The organism is Acidobacteriota bacterium (assembly GCA_028875725.1).
Taxonomy (GTDB): domain Bacteria; phylum Acidobacteriota; class Thermoanaerobaculia; order Multivoradales; family Multivoraceae; genus Multivorans.
In genome coordinates, this window is sequence record JAPPCR010000015.1 from 504,959 (window position 1) to 524,511 (window position 19,553).

At 67.4% G+C, this 19,553-nt stretch carries 16 protein-coding genes; 12 read left to right on the forward strand and 4 right to left on the reverse strand.

Translation table 11 applies throughout. The annotated features are described in order from the left end of the window. Nucleotides 1-8: 8 nt before the first annotated feature. Nucleotides 9-1,247, reverse strand: a complete 1,239-nt coding sequence (kynU, locus tag OXI49_13595; GenBank protein ID MDE2691546.1) for a kynureninase — start codon at nt 1,245-1,247, stop codon at nt 9-11. 77 nt (nt 1,248-1,324) lie between these two features. Between kynU and OXI49_13600 the strand changes: the two genes are divergently transcribed. Next, nucleotides 1,325-2,527: an oxygenase MpaB family protein gene (locus tag OXI49_13600; GenBank protein ID MDE2691547.1), complete on the forward strand. Its 1,203-nt coding sequence runs from the start codon at nt 1,325-1,327 to the stop codon at nt 2,525-2,527. Nucleotide 2,528: 1 nt separating this feature from the next. Here OXI49_13600 and OXI49_13605 read toward each other — a convergent pair whose 3' ends face one another. Then, entirely contained in the window at nt 2,529-3,437 is a 909-nt protein-coding gene (locus tag OXI49_13605; protein MDE2691548.1) for a squalene/phytoene synthase family protein, read from the reverse strand. A 210-nt stretch (nt 3,438-3,647) separates the two neighbouring features. Then, nucleotides 3,648-4,100 carry an SRPBCC family protein gene (locus tag OXI49_13610; protein ID MDE2691549.1) on the reverse strand — a complete coding sequence of 151 codons (453 nt, stop codon included), beginning with the start codon at nt 4,098-4,100 and terminating at the stop codon, nt 3,648-3,650. Between the two features lie 47 nt (nt 4,101-4,147). On the opposite strand from OXI49_13610, the gene OXI49_13615 reads away from it, so the two are divergent. From OXI49_13615 to OXI49_13660, 10 genes are all read left to right on the forward strand, one after another. Beyond that, nucleotides 4,148-6,307 (forward strand): efflux RND transporter permease subunit, encoded by a 2,160-nt coding sequence (locus tag OXI49_13615; protein ID MDE2691550.1) that lies wholly within the window; start codon nt 4,148-4,150, stop codon nt 6,305-6,307. Further along, the gene (locus tag OXI49_13620; protein MDE2691551.1) at nt 6,304-7,320 is read left to right on the forward strand and encodes an efflux RND transporter permease subunit; all 1,017 of its coding nucleotides are present in this window, start codon (nt 6,304-6,306) and stop codon (nt 7,318-7,320) included. Before OXI49_13615 ends, OXI49_13620 begins: the two co-directional genes overlap by 4 nt. Nucleotides 7,321-7,345: 25 nt before the next feature. Beyond that, nucleotides 7,346-8,698, forward strand: a complete 1,353-nt coding sequence (locus OXI49_13625; protein ID MDE2691552.1) for a cytochrome P450 — start codon at nt 7,346-7,348, stop codon at nt 8,696-8,698. Next, complete coding sequence (locus OXI49_13630) at nt 8,695-9,891, forward strand: oxygenase MpaB family protein (GenBank protein ID MDE2691553.1); 1,197 nt, start codon at nt 8,695-8,697, stop codon at nt 9,889-9,891. The genes OXI49_13625 and OXI49_13630 overlap by 4 nt, the downstream gene beginning before the upstream one ends. Before the next feature lie 115 nt (nt 9,892-10,006). Beyond that, nucleotides 10,007-11,533, forward strand: coding sequence for a TolC family protein (locus OXI49_13635; protein ID MDE2691554.1), 1,527 nt, complete (start codon nt 10,007-10,009; stop codon nt 11,531-11,533). Nucleotides 11,534-11,542: 9 nt separating this feature from the next. Then, nucleotides 11,543-12,739, forward strand: coding sequence for an efflux RND transporter periplasmic adaptor subunit (locus OXI49_13640; GenBank protein ID MDE2691555.1), 1,197 nt, complete (start codon nt 11,543-11,545; stop codon nt 12,737-12,739). Nucleotides 12,740-12,756: 17 nt separating this feature from the next. Beyond that, entirely contained in the window at nt 12,757-14,289 is a 1,533-nt protein-coding gene (locus OXI49_13645) for a glycoside hydrolase family 16 protein (protein ID MDE2691556.1), read from the forward strand. Beyond that, nucleotides 14,286-15,494, forward strand: a complete 1,209-nt coding sequence (locus tag OXI49_13650; GenBank protein MDE2691557.1) for an efflux RND transporter periplasmic adaptor subunit — start codon at nt 14,286-14,288, stop codon at nt 15,492-15,494. The genes OXI49_13645 and OXI49_13650 overlap by 4 nt, the downstream gene beginning before the upstream one ends. 47 nt (nt 15,495-15,541) lie before the next feature. Next, entirely contained in the window at nt 15,542-15,796 is a 255-nt protein-coding gene (locus tag OXI49_13655; GenBank protein MDE2691558.1) for an acyl carrier protein, read from the forward strand. Nucleotides 15,797-15,815: 19 nt separating this feature from the next. Next, complete coding sequence (locus tag OXI49_13660; protein MDE2691559.1) at nt 15,816-16,673, forward strand: hypothetical protein; 858 nt, start codon at nt 15,816-15,818, stop codon at nt 16,671-16,673. On the opposite strand, the gene OXI49_13665 is transcribed toward OXI49_13660, so the two are convergent. Then, nucleotides 16,670-17,089, reverse strand: coding sequence for a RidA family protein (locus OXI49_13665; GenBank protein MDE2691560.1), 420 nt, complete (start codon nt 17,087-17,089; stop codon nt 16,670-16,672). The two genes, OXI49_13660 and OXI49_13665, sit on opposite strands and share 4 nt — an antisense overlap. A 120-nt stretch (nt 17,090-17,209) precedes the next feature. Here OXI49_13665 and OXI49_13670 point away from each other — a divergent pair, with 120 nt between their 5' ends. After that, nucleotides 17,210-19,522 (forward strand): TonB-dependent receptor, encoded by a 2,313-nt coding sequence (locus tag OXI49_13670; GenBank protein ID MDE2691561.1) that lies wholly within the window; start codon nt 17,210-17,212, stop codon nt 19,520-19,522. Nucleotides 19,523-19,553: the final 31 nt, after the last annotated feature.

A 19,553-nucleotide genomic window follows, 5' to 3' on the forward strand; every position in this document is an offset into this window, starting at 1 on the left:
CGGGAAGATCAGGGCACCCGCCTGCGCCGCCGGAAGCGATCGTCACGGTGCTCTCCGTTCGCCAGAATGAGGTGGAGCGCTTCGACCGCTCTCCACACGTCCATGTAGCGCACGTACAGCGGCGCCAGGCCGAACCGCATCAGGTCCGGGCCGCGGAAGTCGCCGACCACGCCCCGGGCATTCAACGCCTGGACCAGCGCGTCGCCCTCCGGGTGGCACAGTGAAACCTGAGCGCCTCGTTGGCCGGCGTCGGCGGGACTCGCCGGAGTGACGTCGAACTCCGCGAGACGCTCGGCGGCGAGCCGGAGGAACAGGTCGCCCAGCGCCTCGCTCTTGCCACGCAAGTCCGCCATCTCCACGCCCTCGAAGGTCCGCAAGCCGTCCTCCAGAGCCGCGAGCGACAGGATGGGAGGGGTTCCGGTCAGGAATCGGCGCGTTCCCGGCGCGGGCCGGTACTGCGTCTCGAAGTCGAACGGACTGGCATGCCCCATCCAGCCGGTGAGGGGCGACTCGAGGGAGTCCTGAAACTCACGCGCCACGTAGAGGAACCCCGGCGCGCCCGGACCGCCGTTCAGGTACTTGTAGCCACAGCCGACCGCGTACTCGACGCCAGCGTCGTTGAGCCGCATGGCGACGGCGCCCACGCTGTGGCTGAGGTCCCAGACCAGCGGTACGCCGTTCGCGCGCGCCGCGGCGGTCAGCGCCCGCAGGTCGCGTCGCCGCCCGGTGCGAAAGTCCACGTGCGAAACGGTCGCCACGGCCACGTCGGATCCCAGGGCCGACTCGAAGTCGTCGGGCGCCGTCAGGCGAAGCGTCGCCCCGGATCCCTCCAGAAGGCGCGCAAGGCCCTGCGCCATGTAGAGATCGGTCGGGAAGTTGCCCTTGTCGGCAAGCACGACTCCGCGGCCCCGCGCCTTCTGCATCAGCGCCCCGAGCAGCTTGAACAGGTTGAGCGAAACGGAATCGGCCGCGATCACCTCATCGGCGCCGGCGCCGACCAGCGGTGCGATGCGCGCCCCGATCCGTTCGGGCAACTCCAGCCAGTCGCTCCGGTTCCAGGCCGCGACCAGGTCAGTTCCCCACTCCCGGCCGATCAGCGCCTCGGCGCGGTCCCGCATCGTCCGTGGCGGAGGTCCAAGGGAGTGTCCACCGAGGTAGATCAGACCTTCCGGAAGGTCGAACAGTTCGCGGAAAGGCGCCAGCGGATCGCGGCGGTCCATCTCCGCCGGGTCGCGCTTCGGATCCATCGGTGGGAGTATAGGGAGGCGGCAAAAGACGGCCCCTTCCACTCGTTCGCCGGGCCGACTATTCTCCCAATTGGGAGATGCGCCAACCTCTCGATCAACAAGCCTTCGACATTCCCGCCTGCTACGTCGACGGCTACCAAGCGGCCCGGGCGCAGGATCCGGATCTGGCAGAGCGCTACATCCGCTACACGACCCTGGGCGACCCGCTGGCCGACCGGGCGGTCGAACAACTGGCGGCGATCGTGGAGCCGCACCACGTTCACCGCACGATCGCCAGGACGGTCGACCACTACCACGATCCACCGGAGGACACGCCCGAGGCGCTCCGCGAACTCATCGAGTCATCGGCCATCGTCCCTGACTGGTTCGATCCCGAGATCGCCATGAAGGCCACGAGAGCCTTCCTCCGCAACTCGGACATGGTCCTTGGAGGACTCGTGGGCGGCGCGATCGTCGAGGGCTTCTCCACCCTGATCAGCAAATCGTTCCGCATCCGCAGCCGGATCATCCTGAACGGCGTCCGCCGGCTCAAGCAGAACACCCTGCAGTTGACCGAGCAGTTCATGCCGGGCGGTCTGGAGCCCGGCGGCGACGCCTGGAAGCTGAGCCTGCGCATCCGCCTGGTACATGCCCAGGCGAGGATGTTGCTCAAGCAGTCGGACGAATGGGACGCGCCGGAGCACGGCATGCCGCTCAGCGCGGCGCACATGCTGCTGGGCGCGGCCGCCTTCTCAGGCCGACTGATGGACCACGTCGCGCGCTTGGGTGGTGACTTCAGCCGGGAGGAGAAGGATGCCTACGTCCACGTGTGGAGATACACGGGCCTCGTGATGGGAATACCCGAGGGGATCATGTTCCACGACCACGCCTCGGCGTGCCGTGTCTTCGAGACCGCGGCGACCTGCGAGCCGCCCCCGGACGACGACGCGATCATCATGGCGAACAGCATCGTCAACAGCGCGCCCATCCTGCTCGGTTTCACGGAAACGAAGGAACGGCGCGAGTGGGCGGCGTTCATCTACCAGGTATCGCGGGAACTCATCGGCAACGACCTGGCGGACTCCTTCAGATTCCCGAAGTCGAGGTTCGTCAAGCAGGTACCCCTGCTGTTCCTGAGGAACAGAGCGGAGAAGGCGGCCCTGAAGGTGTTCCCCCGACTGTTCGCGAACCGGTTGAGAAAGCGGTTCGACGCGTTGCTGGACGCCTCGGATCTCGGCGAGATCGAGCACTCGTACGCGCTGCCGACCACCCTCCACGACGAGGATTCGCGCGACTGGTAGCTCAGCGCGAAGCGGCGCGGGCCGCCGGCTGGCCGGCGTCCAGGTCGGCGTGCAGGGCCGCGACGAGTTCGGCCACTTCGGGACGGGTCAGCTTGGATCCCGGGCCCCGCTCCTCGACTCGGTCCAGCGTAGCCCAGGCAAGGCGAACGGGAAGCGCGGTGAACCCCAGGTAGCCGCGGGGCGCGCCGGCCTGCTGCAGGTGAGCCACGTACTCGCCGGCCACTTCGAGGTCCGCGCGGGCCAGGCCAAAGGCCAGCTTCCGGTCGCAGCCGTCTCGAATGAACGACCTGCCCTCATCCTCGTCAGCCGCCGCATCCTTGAGGATGTTCACGAGTTGCAGCGCCTCGCCGAACGCCGCCGCGCGACGCCGAAGCGCTTCGGCCACTTCTTCCAGCGGTGCGCCAAGCAGGAACAGCTCGGTCAGCATCTCGCCGACGATGCCGGCAACGACGTAGCAGTAGTCCCGAAGCTCGGGGATGCCCTTGAGGCGGAGCTCGCCGCCCCGGTCGGCGCGCCGCACGATGTGCGCCATACCCACGCAGGTCCGGCGAACGTGATGACCGACCACCGAGCGGGCAGGCGGATCAAGAGCGCGATACGCCGAAAGCACCTCATCCGTCGCCTCGAGTAGCTCCAGGTAGCCCTCGTGAGGCGAGGGTGGCTCGGCGAGCCAGGACGTAACCAGTTCTCCCGTCGTGGCGCCTGCCGTGTCGTCCAGCAGGTCGGCGAACCGGAACAGCGCCCCGACCCGCTGCTCCCGGCTCCAGACTGCCGCGTCCTCGAGCGTGTCGGCAATCCGCAGCAGCAGGTAGCCCAGGGTCACCTGATCCCGCGTCGCGCCCTCGAGCTGGGGAATGGAAAGCGCGAATGTTCTGCTCGTCTTGACCAGAAGATCTTCGAGGTCGGCCATGGCAGGAATCACGAGTCTAGTAGGAGCCGCCTAGAACCCCAAAACTGGCAGGTGCCCAACCGCCTTCATCTTGGTGATCTCCGCCCCTGATTCTCTTTGATCGTTCGTACTTTGATCTACCGAATGGTAGGTGCAACCGAGTGCCACTCTGTTGTAAAAGTGCAGCCGTTGGCCTTCACAGGGCAAGCACGCCAAAGACCGAGTGTCATGTCAGGCCCAGCCCCCCTCCACGCCCTCCGCGTATGCCTTGATGCCCTTCATGTCGGCGGCAACGCCCTTGGCTGTGAGGAGTCTCATCAGGGGCGCGGCCAACCTGGACAGCAGCGTGTGCGGCCGACCCTCGATCGTCATCGTGAGCCGGGTCCGCTCGCCGACCCGCGCGACCGTGAACGTGCTGTTCCAGCGGGTGCCGAAGGTGTCCGACACGTAGCGGACCTTTTCGTTCTCCACGAGTTCGGCCACCTCGAGTTCGGATGCCGTCTCCCTTCCTCCCACGAGCCGCGTCTCACGGAAACGCGTTCCAACGCCGGCCGCCGTGTCCGACAGGACTTCGATGCGATCGATTTGAGGCACAGCTTTGGAAAAGTGATCCAGATCGGAAACGGCGCGAAACACGGTTCCCAGGGACGCGTTGATCGTCAAGCTCGATTCTGTGGGCTTCATGACGCTTCTGATTCTAGCCCCAATCGGCAGGGGCCTGACCCGGTCGCGTGAGGAACGACGACGCGTACCCGCGCGATTCCGTCGCCTACATGGCGCGAAACGGGGTGGCGGCCAACCTCCTGATGGTCTTCATCCTGGCTGCAGGGCTGGCCTCGATTCCCGGCCTCGTACAGGAGATGTACCCCGTACCCTCTTCCAACCACATCGAAATCACCGTGCCCTATCCCGGCGCGACACCGTACGAGGTGGAGGAGTCGATCGTTCTCAAGATCGAGGAACGGGTCGGGACCGTCGACGGCGTGAAGGACGTGACCTCTGTCGCGGCCGAGGGCATGGCATCCGTCATGGCCGTCCTGGAGACGGGCGCGGATATCAACCGTGCGCTGAATGACATCGAGTCGGTGGTCGGCAGCATTCAGTCCTTTCCCGGACGAGCCGAGCGCCCCGAGATTCGCGAGCGAGCCAACCGTCAGAGCGTGATCCGGCTGGTCCTGCACGGTGACGTCCCCGAACGCACTCTCAAGGAACTGGCGTACCGCACCGAGGAGAAGCTCGCCGCGCTTCCCGACGTCTCCTACGTGGAAACCCGCGGCGTGCGCGACTATGAGATCTCGATCGAAGTGCCTCTGGCCAGGCTGCAAGCTCTCGGCCTGACGCTCGACGACGTCGCCCACGCGGTTCGCGACGGCTCGCTCGACCTGGCAGCCGGCAGCATCGAGACGGCGGACGCGGAAATGCGGGTCCGTACGACGGGCCAGAGCTACGACGAGTACGACTTCGAGGAGATCGTCGTTCTCAGCAAGAGCGACGGGACCGTCGTTCGTCTGCGCGACATCGCGGACGTGCGGGACGGCTTTCAGGACGTTGATCTGATCACGCGCTACAACGGGCAGCCCGCCGCCTTCGTCGAGGTGTACCGGGCAGCCGGCGAGAAGGTCCTGGACGTCGCGGACGCGGTCGTCGAGCAGGTCGAGCGAGAGATCGTCTCTTCACTTCCCGCCGGCGTGGAAGTCGCCATCTGGAACAACGACGCGGAGATCTACGGTGAACAGGTCTACGTCCTGGTCAAGAACGGTTTCCTGGGGTTGCTGCTCGTCTTCGTCGCCCTGACCCTGTTCCTGAACCTCCGGCTCGCCCTCTGGGTCGCTTCCGGGATCGCCATCGCGGCGACGGGCGCCCTGGCCGTGATGCTCGTCCTGGACGTTTCCATCAACGCCATCTCGATGTTCGCCTTCGTCCTGGCCATCGGCATCATGGTGGACGACGCGATCGTCGTCGCCGAGCATGTGCACCTGGAGCGTCAGAAGGGCGCCGACGGACTCGCCGCCGCCATCAGGGGCGCCCAGAAGATCAAACGGCCCCTGATCTTCGCGGTCCTCACGTCGGTCGCGGCGTTCTCTCCGCTGCTCTTCCTTCCCGGCGGTTTCGGCGAGGTGATGGGCGCGTTCCCCATCATCGTGATTTCCGTACTCCTCCTTTCGCTGATCGAGTCGCTTCTGGTGCTCCCGAACCACCTGTCCCATCTGCCGGGGCCGGAGTGGACACCTTCCAACCCCCTGGATCGCTTCCTGCACTGGACGCAGACCCGGGTCAACGACGGGTTCAGGTGGTTCCTCGACGGCCCGCTGGACCGGGGTCTTCGCCTGGCCACCGGTCAGCCCGTGGTGGTGCTCGCCTGCGCCGTCGGCATGGTGATCCTGTGCGTATCGCTGGTTCCGGCGGGGATCATCGACGTGATCCTCTCCGAACCCGTCGAGGGCGACATCGTGACGGCCAACCTCGAGATGCCGGCGGGAACGCCCGCGTGGCGCACGACCGAGATCGCAAGGGAACTCGAGGAAGCCGGCCGCCGAGCCATCGACCGGCTCTCGATCGGTCGCTCCGGGGAAGCGGAACCCCTGCTGAGCGCCGTCACGCTGGCGGTCGGCATGAAGACCGGACTGGAGCGGGGAGGCGGACTGGTTCAGGAACCGAGTCTGACACCGGGCGGCAACATCGCGAGCGTAGAGTTCAAACTGCTCGGGGCCCAGCACCGAGACATCAGCGCGGGCGCCTTCCTGCAGCAATGGCGGGCGGAGGCCGGCGCCGTGCCGGAGGCCCAGGGCGTCCGGTTCACCGCCGAGCTGCTCAACCTGGGCCTCCCCGTCCATGTCGAGCTCTCGCACCCGGATTCTGGGCGCCTCGGTCCGATCGGCTCCGGGAGGTGAACGGAGTCTTCGACATCCAGTCGGACCACTCGGCCGGCTTCCAGGAGATCCGGATCGAACTGCGACCCGAGGCGCGCACGCTCGACCTCACTCTGGCCGGGCTCGCCCGGCAGGTTCGGGCGGCGTTCTTCGGCGATGAGGCGCTCCGTCTCCAGCGGGGTCCGGAAGATGTCCGCGTCTACGTGCGCCTGCCAAAGGAGGAGCGAAACACGGCGACCGACGTCGAGCGCTACATGGTCCGCACGCCGGCCGGCGTCACGGTTCCTTTGAGCCAGGTCGCCACGGTGAACCTGGGAGTCGCGCCCGCATCGATCCGGCGGAAGAACGGACAGCGCACCGTGACGGTCACGGCCGACGTGGACACGAGCGCGACCACAGGCGCCGAGGTCACGGCAGCCCTGACGAACGCCATCCTCCCGGAACTCGCCGAGGCCAACCCCGGACTGACGTACTCGTTCGCGGGCGAGCAACAGCAGCAGGTCGAATCCACCGACACCCTGGGACGCGGGTTCCTCCTGGCCCTGCTGGTGATCTATGCGTTACTTGCGATTCCCCTCGGTTCGTACACGAAGCCCCTGATCATCATGGCCGTCATTCCTTTCGGAATCATCGGAGCCATCCTCGGCCACCTGATCATCGGTATTGGTCTGAGCATCGTCTCCATGATGGGAATCCTCGGACTCAACGGCGTAGTCGTGAACGATTCTCTTGTCATGGTTGACTTCATCAACAAGAAACTACGAGATGGAGTTCCCGTCAGGGAAGCCATCATCGAAGGCGCAAAGGCCCGTTTCCGTCCGATCTTCCTGACGTCGGCGACAACTTTCCTGGCCTTCACACCGCTCCTGCTCGAACGGTCCATCCAGGCGCAATTCCTCATTCCGTTCGCCGCCTCCATCGGCTTTGGCATTGTTTTCGCCACGGGCATTCTGATGCTCGTCGTGCCTGCCTTGACTTCCTTGCACTACAGCGCCACGACGGGGCGTGCGAGATCCGACGCAGTCAGCGTCTAGGTACCCTCCGGAGAAAGGGACAACGATGACATCACCCAACCCCGCGTCGCCCAGCCTTCCACCAGGCCCGAGGGGCCGCCGACTCGGCAATCTGTTTCGAAGGCAATCCGACTATCCCGGGTTCATGGACGACCTCCACCGGGAGTACGGCGACATCGTCTTCTACCAACTCCCGTTCCTCAAGTGCTGCGCCGTGTTCGACGCCGAGCTCGTCCAGGACGTCCAGGAGCCCCACTTTCTGAAGTGGTTCCCCACCGGCCCGATGCTCGAGAGTTGCCTGGCCACTCTCCTCGATCGTGAGCACGATCAGCGGCGCTCACTGATGCTGGCCGGGCTGGACGAGGAACGCATGCGCGGCTACTCCGGCATCATCAGGGAGGGCGCTTTGGCCATGCGCAAGAAGTGTCGGCCGGGAAGCACAATCGATATCAAGAGGGAGTTCGATCTCTTCACCTCGAGAACGCTTCTCGACGCGGTCGTCGGAAAAGAACTGGCCGTTCCGACGTCCGTCCAGATGAACGTGCTGAAGGCCGTGAAGGTAGACCTGTTCCTGGCTCTCTTCCCGGGAGCATCGGTGCTCACCAAGCAGTACTCGCCGTTCTACATTCCGATCCGCCGCTGGCTCAAGGCGATGGACGACGTGATCCACGAGGCCATCCGGCGGGCGCAGGATCCCGCCCACCCCGGCGACAACATGGTCGCTCACTACGTCCAGGCGCGCGAGCAGGGCGTCGAAGGCGCGGCTCACCTCACCGACAAGGAGATCCGCGACGAGGCTCTCGCCTTCCTCTGCGGTTACCCGGACGCGCCAGCCGCCGCGATGACCTACGGCGTCCACTTCCTCGCCCGGGTGCCCGAAGTGCGCAGCCGCCTGGAGCAGGAGGTGGACGACGTCCTGGGAGACCGTCCGGTCCAGGTCGCGGACTTCGAGAAGCTCTCCTACGCTCGCGCCGTCTTCCAGGAGACGGTTCGACTCGCACCGCCGGCCTACGTTCTGCTACCGGTGCGCCCGGGAGAGGATCGCGTCGTCGGCGGTCACCTGGTGCCGAAGGGGACCGTCACGAACGTCGGGGCGCGCGTGCTGCACCGCAGAGCGGACTACTGGGACCGCCCGGACGACTTTCGACCGGAGCGCTGGCTGGACGATCCAGCACCCACAGGCCGCGGATGCCCCGAGCACGGCTACATCCCGTTCGGTGTCGGGGACCGGAGCTGCCCGTTCGGTGGGTTTGCGGAGAGGATGTTCGTGTTCGCGCATGCCGGCTTCGCTCAGCGCCTGCGCCTCGAACCGGCTTCAAGCGCCCCACCGAGGCAGTTCAGCAACGGGATTGGCGTCAAGGGACCGGTCACCGTAACCGTCAGTCGGCGCGGCACATGACCGCGATGCCCGCCGATGAGGCGATCCCGTCAAGCTATCGCGACGGCTACCGCGAGGCTCGTGCGCGCGACGCCGAAACGGCGGACACGTACATCGTGCACACGACGATCGGGGATCCTCCGGCGGACCGGGTCGTCGAGGACCTGGCCAGGGACTTCGAACCGGCGCAGGCGGCCGCAATACTGGCTGCGGCGATCCAGAACCCCGGCGACCTGCCGGAGAAAGCTCCCCACTCCCTCCACGAGCTCGTGGAGCAGGTTTCCGTACTCCCGAACTGGTACGACGCGGAAGTGGCCCTCGCGGCAACCAAGGCGTTTCTTCGCAACTCGGAGATGGTCCTGGCTGGTCTCGTGGGAGCCGCCATCGTGGAGGGCTTCTCCACACTGATCAGCAAGTCCTTCCGCATCCGAGGAAGGATCATGGGGAACGGAGTTCGCCGGCTCAAACAGAACCTGATCCAGCTCGTCGAGCAGTTTCTCCCGGGCGGGATGGAGCCTGGCGGTGACGGCTGGAGGCTGACGCTGCGGATTCGCCTCGTGCACGCGCAGTCGAGAATGCTGCTCAAGGACCTGGCGGAATGGAACTCTCCAACCCACGGCGTCCCAATCAGCGCTGCTCATCTCCTGCTGGCATCGGCCGCCTTCTCCGGGCGGCTGATGAGGCACGTACAAGCGTTGGGCGGCGACTTCAGCGCCGAAGAACGCGACGCCTACGTTCACGTATGGCGCTACACCGGCATCGTCATGGGAGTGCCGGAACAGATCATGTTCCATGACATGCAAAGCAGCCTCCGCGCCTTCGACACGGCCGCGCAGTGCGAACCGGCGCCGGACCTCGACGCGATCATCATGGCGAACAGCATCGTCAACAGCGCCCCGCTTCTGCTCGGATTCACCGAGACCGAGGAGCGGCGCGCCAAGGCCAAGTACATCTACTCGGTTTCCAGGAGCCTGATCGGCAACGACCTGGCCGACAAACTGAACTATCCGCCGCCGAAGAAGATCAAGGACCTGCCGCTGCTGCGACTGAAGAACCGGTTGGAACGGGCGCTACAGCAGATCAGACCCGGATGGGGATCGCGACTCATGAGGACCAAGTTCACGGCCATGCTCGACGTGTCGGCGCTCGACGAGTTCGGCCCCTCCTTCGCCCTGCCGACTTCGGTTCACGACGAGGATTCCGAGGAGTGGTAGCGGAAGCACAACGAGCGGGTGGCGCAGGCCAGAGCGGCGGCAGTCTTGGGCGCCCGCGTGGTATCGTCGCGCTTGTTCCCGAGAGCGGTGCTAGAGGACTGCGGAGCCAGTGTCGATGAACTCCAGGAAGGCCGCCCCGCTCTCGCCAGTTGGTGCAGCGCTTCTGGTCCTCGGTTGCTCGCTGGCGCCACCGCCGGAACTGCCCGGTCCGGCGCCGGAGATGCCGGCAAGCTTCGAGGAAACTCCCGCGGCCGTCACCGCCGACGCCCATGAGCCGCTGCAGTGGTGGAAGGCGTTTGCCGATCCGGCGCTCGACCGAATCGTCGACTCGGTGCTCGATTCGAATCTGGACATGGCCGCCGCGGTCGCCCGCGTGGAGCAGGCCAGGGAACGAGCGCGGATCGCCAGGGCCGCGATCCGGCCGGTCGTCCAGGGCGGCGCGGGGATCAACGACCTGACGAACCCCACCAACACGGGCTTCGGCGCCCAGATTCAGGAACTCGGGCTGGAACGGCTCGCCCCCGGTTTCACCCTGCCGGAACGGCTCGCGATCACGACCTGGTCCCTGAGCGCCGACTTCTCCTACGAGATGGACTTCTGGGGACGCGCCAACAGCTCCGCCCTCGCCGCCGGCGCCGAGTACCTCGCCTCGGAGTCCGACTACCAGACCGCGAGAATCGGAGTCCTCGCCGAGACGATCGGCGCCTACTTCGAGATCGTCGACCTTCGGCGGCGAATCGCTATCAACCGAAAGATGGTCGAAGTCCTCCAGGAGCGCGAGGACGTCGCCTCCACCCGCTACGACCGAGGTCTCGCCGATTCCTCGGTTCTCTACGGCATCCGCCAGGAGTTGCGGAACACGCAGGCCATCCAACCCCAGCTCGAGAACGGGCTGGCGAACGCGGAGGGGCGTCTCGCCGTCCTCCTGGGCGGCTACCGGGACAATCTGGCCGAACTGCTGCCCGAAGTGCCGGCGCCAGAAACCACGGCCGATCCCGTTCCGCCGGGGATCCCGGCCGACCTCCTCATGCAGAGGCCGGACGTAAGGGCGGCAAGACACCGGCTCGAAGCGGCCCGCTTCCAGGTTGACGCCCGGCGCGCCGAGCTCCTTCCGACCCTCTCGTTCTCCGGCTCGATCGGGCTCCAGAGTTCCAAGGTCGACAGCCTGTTCAAGGTGGACCAGTGGTTCACCAACCTGGCATCCAACCTGCTCGCGCCGGTCCTTCAGGGCGGGCGGCTGCGCAGCAACGTGGCCCTGGCGGAGGCCCGGTTCGGGGAGTTCGCGGCGACCTACGGCCGCACCGTCGTGACCGCCGTCAACGAGGTCGAAACGGCTCTGGCCGTGCACGGGAACGAGGGCCGTCGCCACGCCTTGCTCGCCTCCCGCCTGGAAGAGGCCCGGGCGACGGAGAAGCTCCGTTCCCAGAGATACGAGGCGGGCATCGGAGGCTACGCCGACTTCCTTGACGCGCTGCTGACCCGCCTGAACGTCGAGTCCGCCCTGGCCGGCGCCGAACGCGATCTCGCGCTCTCCCGGTTGACCGTCCACCGCGCCCTGGGAGGCGCCTGGACGCCAGCGGATTCGGCGAACGAAGTACCGGCAGCCCAGGCGCCGCCACAACCGCCGCCACAGACGGAGTAGGACCGGCAAATGAGTCGACTAACCGGTTTTCTCGTTGCCGGCGCGATACTGGTCGGGGCCACGGGTCTCGCCGTGTTCATGGTTTCCCAGCGGCCAGAACCGGAACGCGTACCTCCACCCTCGCAGGTTCCCTTCGCGATCACCGCCCCGGCGCAGGCCGGCGAGGGCGCGATCCCCGTCTTCGGGGCCGGGACGGTGCGGCCGCGGGCGGAGATCGACATCGCCGCCGAGGTGAGCGGCAAGGTGGTCTGGGTCGACCCGGCGTTCCAGAGCGGCGGTCGGGTGCGCGATGGGCAGGTGCTCTTCCGCATCGACGATGTCGACTACCGGCGCGAAGTGGAAAAGGCGCGAGCCAACGTCGCGCTCCAGAGGGTCGAAGTCCTCAAGGCGAAGGAAGAAGCCCAGGTCGCGCGCAAGCAGTACGAACAGTTCAAGGAACGCCAGGCCGAAAGCGGAGAGGCTTCCCAAGCGAGTCCGCTCGCGCTCTGGCAGCCTCAACTCGAAGCCGCCGAAGCCGCCCTGGCCAGGGACGCAGCCACCCTTGCCGAGACCGAACTGAACCTCGCGCGAACGGCGGTCAAGGCGCCCTTCTCCGGCGTCGTGCGGACCGAGTCCGTCGACGTGGGGCAATTCGTCGCGGCGGGCCGGGGAGTGGCGCGGCTCTATGCGTCCGACGCCGTCGAAGTCGTCGTCCCGCTCTCCGACCGGGAAGCGGCGCTCATTCCCGGCCTGTGGGATCTGCGGGCCGGCGACGGCAACCGGGACGTGGCGGTTCAAGTCGTGGCGGACTACGGTGGCCGGCGTTCCGATTGGGACGGATACGTGGACCGGGTCGAAGGCGCGCTGGACGAGCAGACCCGCACCCTCGACGTGATCGTGCGCGTTCCGAAGCCCTACGGCAGCGGCACGGACCCGGACGCCGGCGGACCACCGCTGCTGGTCGGCAAGTTCGTCGACGTGGAACTCGAGGGGATCGCGCCGGACGCCTGGTTCAGGATCAGGCGGCCGGCCCTCAGACCCGGCAACGAAGTCTGGGTAGTGCGCGACAACAGGGTGACGATTCTGCCGGTCACGGTCCTGCAGCGTGCCGACGACGAGGTGTACGTCACCGGCGCTCTCCAGCCGGGCGATGCCGCCATCGTCGGCGGGATCCAGGTCGGCACCGACGGGATGGAGGTCCGAACGGCAAGCGCGCAGCCGGAGTGACGACCAGGCGCCGGGCCATGCGGTACCTGGCGATCGAGTGCGTGCTGCTGGTTTCGCTACTCCTCGTCGGCTGCGGCGACGCCCAGTCCGGCGGGGATGGCGAGGGCTGGGAACTCGTCTGGTCAGACGAGTTCGACGGCACGGCCCTGGACGCTTCCAGGTGGAACATCCAGACAGGCGACGGCACGGCCGAAGGCATACCCGGCTGGGGCAACAACGAGCTGCAGAGCTACCGGGCCGCCAACATCTCCGTGTCGGACGGCGTCCTCGTCATCACGGCCCGCGAGGAGGACGCCGGAGACGGTCATGCGTACACCTCCGGGCGCATCAACACCGCCGGCAAGCTGGACAAGACCCATGGCCGCTTCGAGGCGCGAATCCAGGCCCCCGGCGGCCAGGGCCTCTGGTCCGCCTTCTGGATGCTGCCCACCGACTCCGCGTACGGCGGCTGGGCCGCCGGCGGCGAGATCGACATCCTGGAGGTGTTCTCCCGCGATCCGGCCCCGTTCGCCCAGGCCGCGCTCCACTACGGGATGGCCTGGCCGCTCAACACCTTCGATCACAAGAGGTACGCGGATGTCGATCCCGCGGACGGCTTCCACGTCTACGCCGCCGAGTGGGACGAGGAGGAGATCCGCTGGTTCGTGGACGGCGAGCACTTCTATACGGTCCGGCGAGACAGGTACTGGAACTACTACAGGGACGCCGAGACGAACGCCCACGTCTCCGGCGGCGTTTCGGCACCGTTCGACCGCCCGTTCCACCTGCTCCTGAACCTTGCCGTCGGCGGCAATCTGCCCGGCGACCCTGTGGCCAGCGCACTGCCGGGCGAACTCAGGGTCGACTACGTGCGCGTGTACCAATGCGGCATCAGCGTCTCGACCGGCGTTGGATGCGCCGATCTCCTCGATCGAACGTCCGCCGCGGTCATGCCGCCGGCACCGGCCGATGTCTACCGGACCGTCTACGACCTCTACGTGGACGCCGCGGGACCGCTCCACTTGCCAGGAGAGGAGGACGCCGTGACGCTCGACCTCGCCGTCCATGGCGTGAACGGAGCGCTTGCCGTCGCGGAAGTCGCACGCGCCGGTCGCGGGATGGTGATCGATGTCGCTACATCCGGTGAGGGCAGTTTCTCGATCCGCCCGGCCGACGAGGAGCGGCTGACGCTCTTCGGCGTGGGCAGCGCCTCCGAAACCGGAGGCTTCGCCGGCGAGCTGCAGTTCGACCTGTACGTGTTCGGCGACGCCACGGATACAGCGAGCAGCCTGAAGGTCAGGCTAGACAGCGGCTCCCTTGATGCTGGCGCCCTCGAACTGCCGTTCGCAACGCTCACTCCGGAGGAGTGGACAACCGTCACCGTTCCGATCGACGACATCGTCCGGAACCCCGCCCAACCTGGAGGACGCCCCGTCGACGTCGACCGCGTGCGGAACCTCTTCGCACTCGAACCAACGAGCTTCGCGCGCCTGCAGGTGGATAACATCCGTCTGATCTGCGGCCACGTCGTACAGGGCGGCTGCGGAATAAGGCAAGATCCCCGCAGATGAGTCAACGAACCGGCTGGGCCATCGGAGGCCTGATCCTGATCGGAGCCCTCGCCGCCGCCGCCTCGATGGTGCTGCTGAGGCCCGAGCCTGCCTCCAGGCCTCCTCCTTCGCTGGTCCCCTTCGCGCTGACGGCGCCGGTGGAGGCGGGGGAAGGCGCCATCCCGGTCCACGCCGCCGGCACGGTTCAACCGCGGGCGGAAGTCGACGTCACCGCGGAAGTCAGCGGAAAGGTCGTTTGGGTCGACCCGGCCTTCGAGAGCAGCGGACGCGTGCGCGAGGGACAACCGCTGTTCCGCATCGAAGACACGGACTACCGCAACAGGGTGCAGCAGGCGCGAGCCAACGTCGCGTTGCAGCGAGTCGAGGTGTTGAAGGTGGAGGAGGAGTCGGCCGTGGCGCGCTCCCAGTACGAGCGCTTCAGAGAGCGTCAGGGCAGCGAGGCGAACTCCGACACTCCGAGCCCCCTGGCCCTGTGGGAGCCCCAGCTTCAGGCTGCCCGAAGGGCCCTGGAGCGGGACGGCGCCGTCCTGAGGGAAGCGGCGTTGAACCTGGCGCGGACCGAGATCCGCGCCCCGTTCGACGGCATCGTCCGCTCCGAGTCGGTAGATGTCGGGCAGTACGTCGCTGCCGGCCAGAGCGTGGGCCGGCTCTACGCGTCCGGCTCGGTCGAGGTCGTGGTCCCGCTCTCCGATGACGCCGCCGCCCTGCTACCCGGCCTCTGGGATCTGCGGGCCGGCGAGGCGGACACCCGGATCGCGGCGCGCGTCATCGCCGAGTACGGCGAGGGGATCTACGCCTGGGACGGCTACCTGGATCGGGGCGCCGTCACCCTGGACGAACAGACACGGACCATCGACGTGATCGTTCGTGTTCCGAAGCCGTTCTCGAGCGGCTCACCGGTAGACGGCGACCCCGACTCCGGCACGGCTCCGCCTCTGCTGGTCGGCAAGTTCGTGGACGTGGAGCTCCAGGGTCTCGCTCCAGCGCAGTACTTCAAGCTGCCGGACTCGGCGCTCAGGACCGGGGACGAGGTCTGGGCGGTACGGAACGGCAAAGTGACCATCGTGCCGGTGCAGGTCCTGCAGCGTTCCGACAACGTCGTGTACGTCACCGGAACGCTCGAGGTGAATCAACCGGTCGTCACCGGCGGCGTCCGGCTCGCCACCGAGGGCATGGCCGTGCAGACGGCGGCGGGAGGCTCGTGAGACCAGGCGGGCCTGTGCCGCTTTCGGATTGGCGATAACCTCCGCCCATGGACGCTGACGGCACCTCCGAGGTTCTCTCCCGGTTGCGGGACGTGCTGCGCGAGAGCGCGGTCGAAGAGCATGACTGGGACGCGGTGGCTTCGGAGACGCCGATCGAGTCGCTCGGCTTCGATTCACTGACCATCCTCGATGTGCTCTACGACGTGGAGGAGGAGTTCGGGATCGCGCTCGATCCGAAGCAGGTCGTAAAGACCCGCACCGTCGGCGAGATCATTACGCTGCTGCAGCAGAACGGAGCCTGAGCGCAGCCTCCTGGGCCGGGTGCTCCACCTTCTCGAATACTGGGCGGCGCGGCTGGCGCTGTTCGGTGTTGATCTACTGCCGCCTGTCGCCGCTTCCCGCTGGGCTGCGGCGCTGGGCTCGCTGTGGTGGACCGCCGACCGGCCGCGGCGCCGCGTAGCGATCTCGAACATCCTGCGCGCGGGCGTGACCCATGACGCCACCGAGGCGCGGGCGATCGGCCGCGGCGCTTCCCGCCACATGGGTATGGTGCTCGTCGAGTCGATGAAGTCGGCGCTCGTGCTCGACGACCCGGAAGGGTTGCGGGTGAACATTCCCGGCGATGTGGCGGCGGTGCTGGAGGATCCCGACCGCGGTCTGATCGTCGTCTCCGGTCACTTCGGCAACTGGGAGATCGCGGGCCAGTGGCTGTCGCGCTACAAGCCGGTCGCGGGCATCTCCCGGCCGATGACCAACCCGAGGGTGCAGAAGCTGGCGCTCGAGCGGCGGCAGCGGGGCGCGTTTCGGATGATCCCGAAGTACGACCCGGATCCTGGGCGTTTCCTCAAGCTTCTCGGCGACGGCGAGATCCTGGCCCTGCTGGTCGATCAGCACGCCCGCCGGGGGATCGACGTGCCCTTCTTCGGCCATCCCGCGAAGACCCACACGACCGCCGCGATGCTGCACCTGGTCGCCCGGACGCCGCTGACTTTCCTGGTCTGCCGTCGAATGGCGCCGATGACCTTCGAGCTGAGCCTGTCGCCGCTGATCGAGCAGCAAAGGAGCGGCGACCGGAACGCGGACGTCGAGGCGATCGTCCGAACCCTGAACTCACTTCTGGAGGAAGCGATCCGCCGCGACCCGGAACAGTACCTCTGGGGCCACCGTCGCTGGCGCTAGTTCGGCTCCGGACTTCGGCGCTGGGCGATGCACTCGATCTCCACCGCGGCGCCCAACGCCAGGGTCGGCGACTCGATCGTCGCCCGGGCCGGAGGGCTGCCACCCAACACGGCGACCCAGGCCACGTTCATCTGCTCGAAGTTGGCCATGTCGGTCAGGTAGACGGTGCACTTCGCCAGGTGGGCCAGGTCTGAGCCGGCCGCTTCGAGGATCGTCTCGATGTTCCGGAGCGCCTGCGTCGTCTGCCGGCCGATGCCGCCGGGCGCCAGGTCGAAGCTCTGGCCGACCGTGCCGAGCGTCCCGGCCACGAAGATCAGGTCACCGACGCGGGTCGCGTGCGAGAACGCTTCGAGCCGGGGCAGTTCGTCGGTGTTGATGCGGGGCGGCTGGGCGGCGGCCGGCGACAGGGCTGCCAAACAGGCACCCAAAACGAGTGAGGGAATCGAAGCTCGGGCAGGGAGATGAAGCATGGCGGGCAGTCTAGCGGCGGGCCAACTGGCTGCCGGGACCGATCGGTCGGCTAGCCTCGAGCGTCTATGGCGCAGCGGTACCGAGGAAGCCGGCTCAGCCTGCTAGTCACTCTGTGGCTTGCGGCGACGCCTGTCCTTCCCGCGGAGCAAGGCGCCGCCGAGGCCGACAGGGAGCCGCCCCACGGCTCGGCCCCACAAGGTAACTTCGGCGAAGAGATCGACGTCATCGGTCTCGCTCCTCTCGACCACCTCGGCGAATCGCCGGACCACGTGCCGTGGACCGTCCATCGTGTCGCGCCGAAAGCGCTCGACTTGGCGGCTGTGTCCGGTGTCGGCGCTCTGCTCGAGGCGGAACTGCCCGGCGTGAGCCTGGCGCCGGCGCAGGGAAGCGCGCTGCAGTCCGACGTGCTTTACCGGGGCTTCGGGGCGTCGCCGCTCCTGGGCGCGAACCAGGGCCTCTCGGTCTACGAGGACGGGGTGCGCGTCAACGAGGTCTTCGGCGATGTCGTGGCCTGGGATCTGGTGCCGACGTTCGCGGCGGAACAGGTGGAACTCCTGCCGGGCGCGAACCCGATGTTCGGCCTGAACACGCTCGGCGGGGCGCTCGCCCTGAACACGCGCAGCGGCTTCGACTCGGAGCGAGTCGACCTGACGCTCGAGGCCGGTTCCTTCGGTCGCCGGGCGGGCGAGTTCGGCGCCGGCGGCGCACTCGGTGCCGACGACGAGTACGGCTGGTTCGTCGGCGGTCGCTCCTTCGAGGAGGACGGCTGGCGCGACTTCTCGCCCAGCTCGCTGCGGCAAGCGCTGGTGAAGCTCTCGCATCGCGGCGAGCGCGAGCGGATCGACTTCGCTGTTGGCCTCGCGGAGAACGACCTGATCGGAAACGGCGTGACGCCGGTGGAACTGCTGGAGATCGACCGCGCCGAGGTCTTCACGCATCCGGACCGGACCTGGAACGAGCTGTTCTTTCCGCGATTGCGGATCGGCCGGATGATCGGACCGGGGCTCGAACTCGAAGCGCAGGTCTACCTTCGTGGCAACGACGTCGCCACCTACAACGCGGACGCGTTCGAGGGTGACGACGACGATGACGATGACCACGATCACGACGACGACCACGATCACGACGACGACGATGACCACGACGAGTTCGACGCGGTCAACAACCAGAGCCGCACCGAGCAGGAAGGCCTTGGCGCCTCGATCCAGATCTCCGGTCTGACTGGTTCGGGCCGCTGGCTCGCCGGCGCCTCGTGGGACGGCGGGCGCGCCGACTTCGCCTTCGAGACGGAACTCGCCTCGCTCACCGACACCAGGACGACGATCGGCAGCGGCATGCTGCTTCCCGGTTCCGAAGTCGGACTGAGAGCCGACACCGGCCATGCCGGCCTGTGGGCGCTGCGGCACTGGACGACTGCCGGCGACCGGCTGACCTGGACCCTTCAGACCCGCTACAACGACAGTCGGATCGAGCTCAACGATCAACTCGGTACGGCGCTTGACGGCGATCACAGCTTCTCCCGCCTCGTGCCTTCGGTTGGCTTCGTCTGGGAGGCGCGCGAGCAGGGACGGTCGTCCCAGCTGCTGTTCGGCAACGTGTCGCAGTCGTCCCGCGTGCCGACGCCGGTCGAGCTCACCTGCGCCGATCCGGACGACCCGTGCCGGCTGCCGAACGCCTTCGTCGCCGACCCGCCGCTCGACCAGGTGGTGACGACCAGCGCCGAACTCGGTCTGCGCGGAGGCGGCCGTTTGCTGCGGTGGAGCGCGGCACTGTTCCACAGCGACAGTCGGGACGACATCATCTTCGTCTCGAGCGGCGCCGGCACCAGCGCCGGCTACTTCACGAACGTCGACGCGACCCGGCGGCAGGGGCTGGAGCTGTGGCTGCGCGGCAGCCACGGCCGGCTGAACTGGGATGCCTCCTACACCCTGCTCGACGCGACCTTCCAGGACCACCTGACCCTGTCGAGCCCGCCGCATCCCCTGGCCGAGGATGGGGAGATCGAGGTCGAGCCGGGCGACTTCCTGCCCGGCGTGCCGCGACGCCAGTTCCGGGCGGGCGCCGACCTGAGAATCGGCGACCGGGCGGTGTTGGGGGCGCGGCTGCTCGGCGACTCGACACGCTACCTGCGAGGCGACGAGGCGAATCTGCTGGAGCCGGTCGACTCGGCGTGGCGTGGCGACCTTTGGAGCCGCATCGAACTTACCCCTTCGCTCGATCTCGATCTCGAGGTGTCCAACGTGACGGACCGTGAGTACGCGACGTTCGGCGCCCTTGGCGAACCTGACGAGGTGCTCGGCGACGGCTACGAGGATCCGCGCTTCCTGAGCCCGGCCGAACCGCGTGCGTTCCGCGCGTCGCTCCGCCTGCGACTCTGAAAGTCGGCACGGCCGGCCCGCGCTCTGCTGA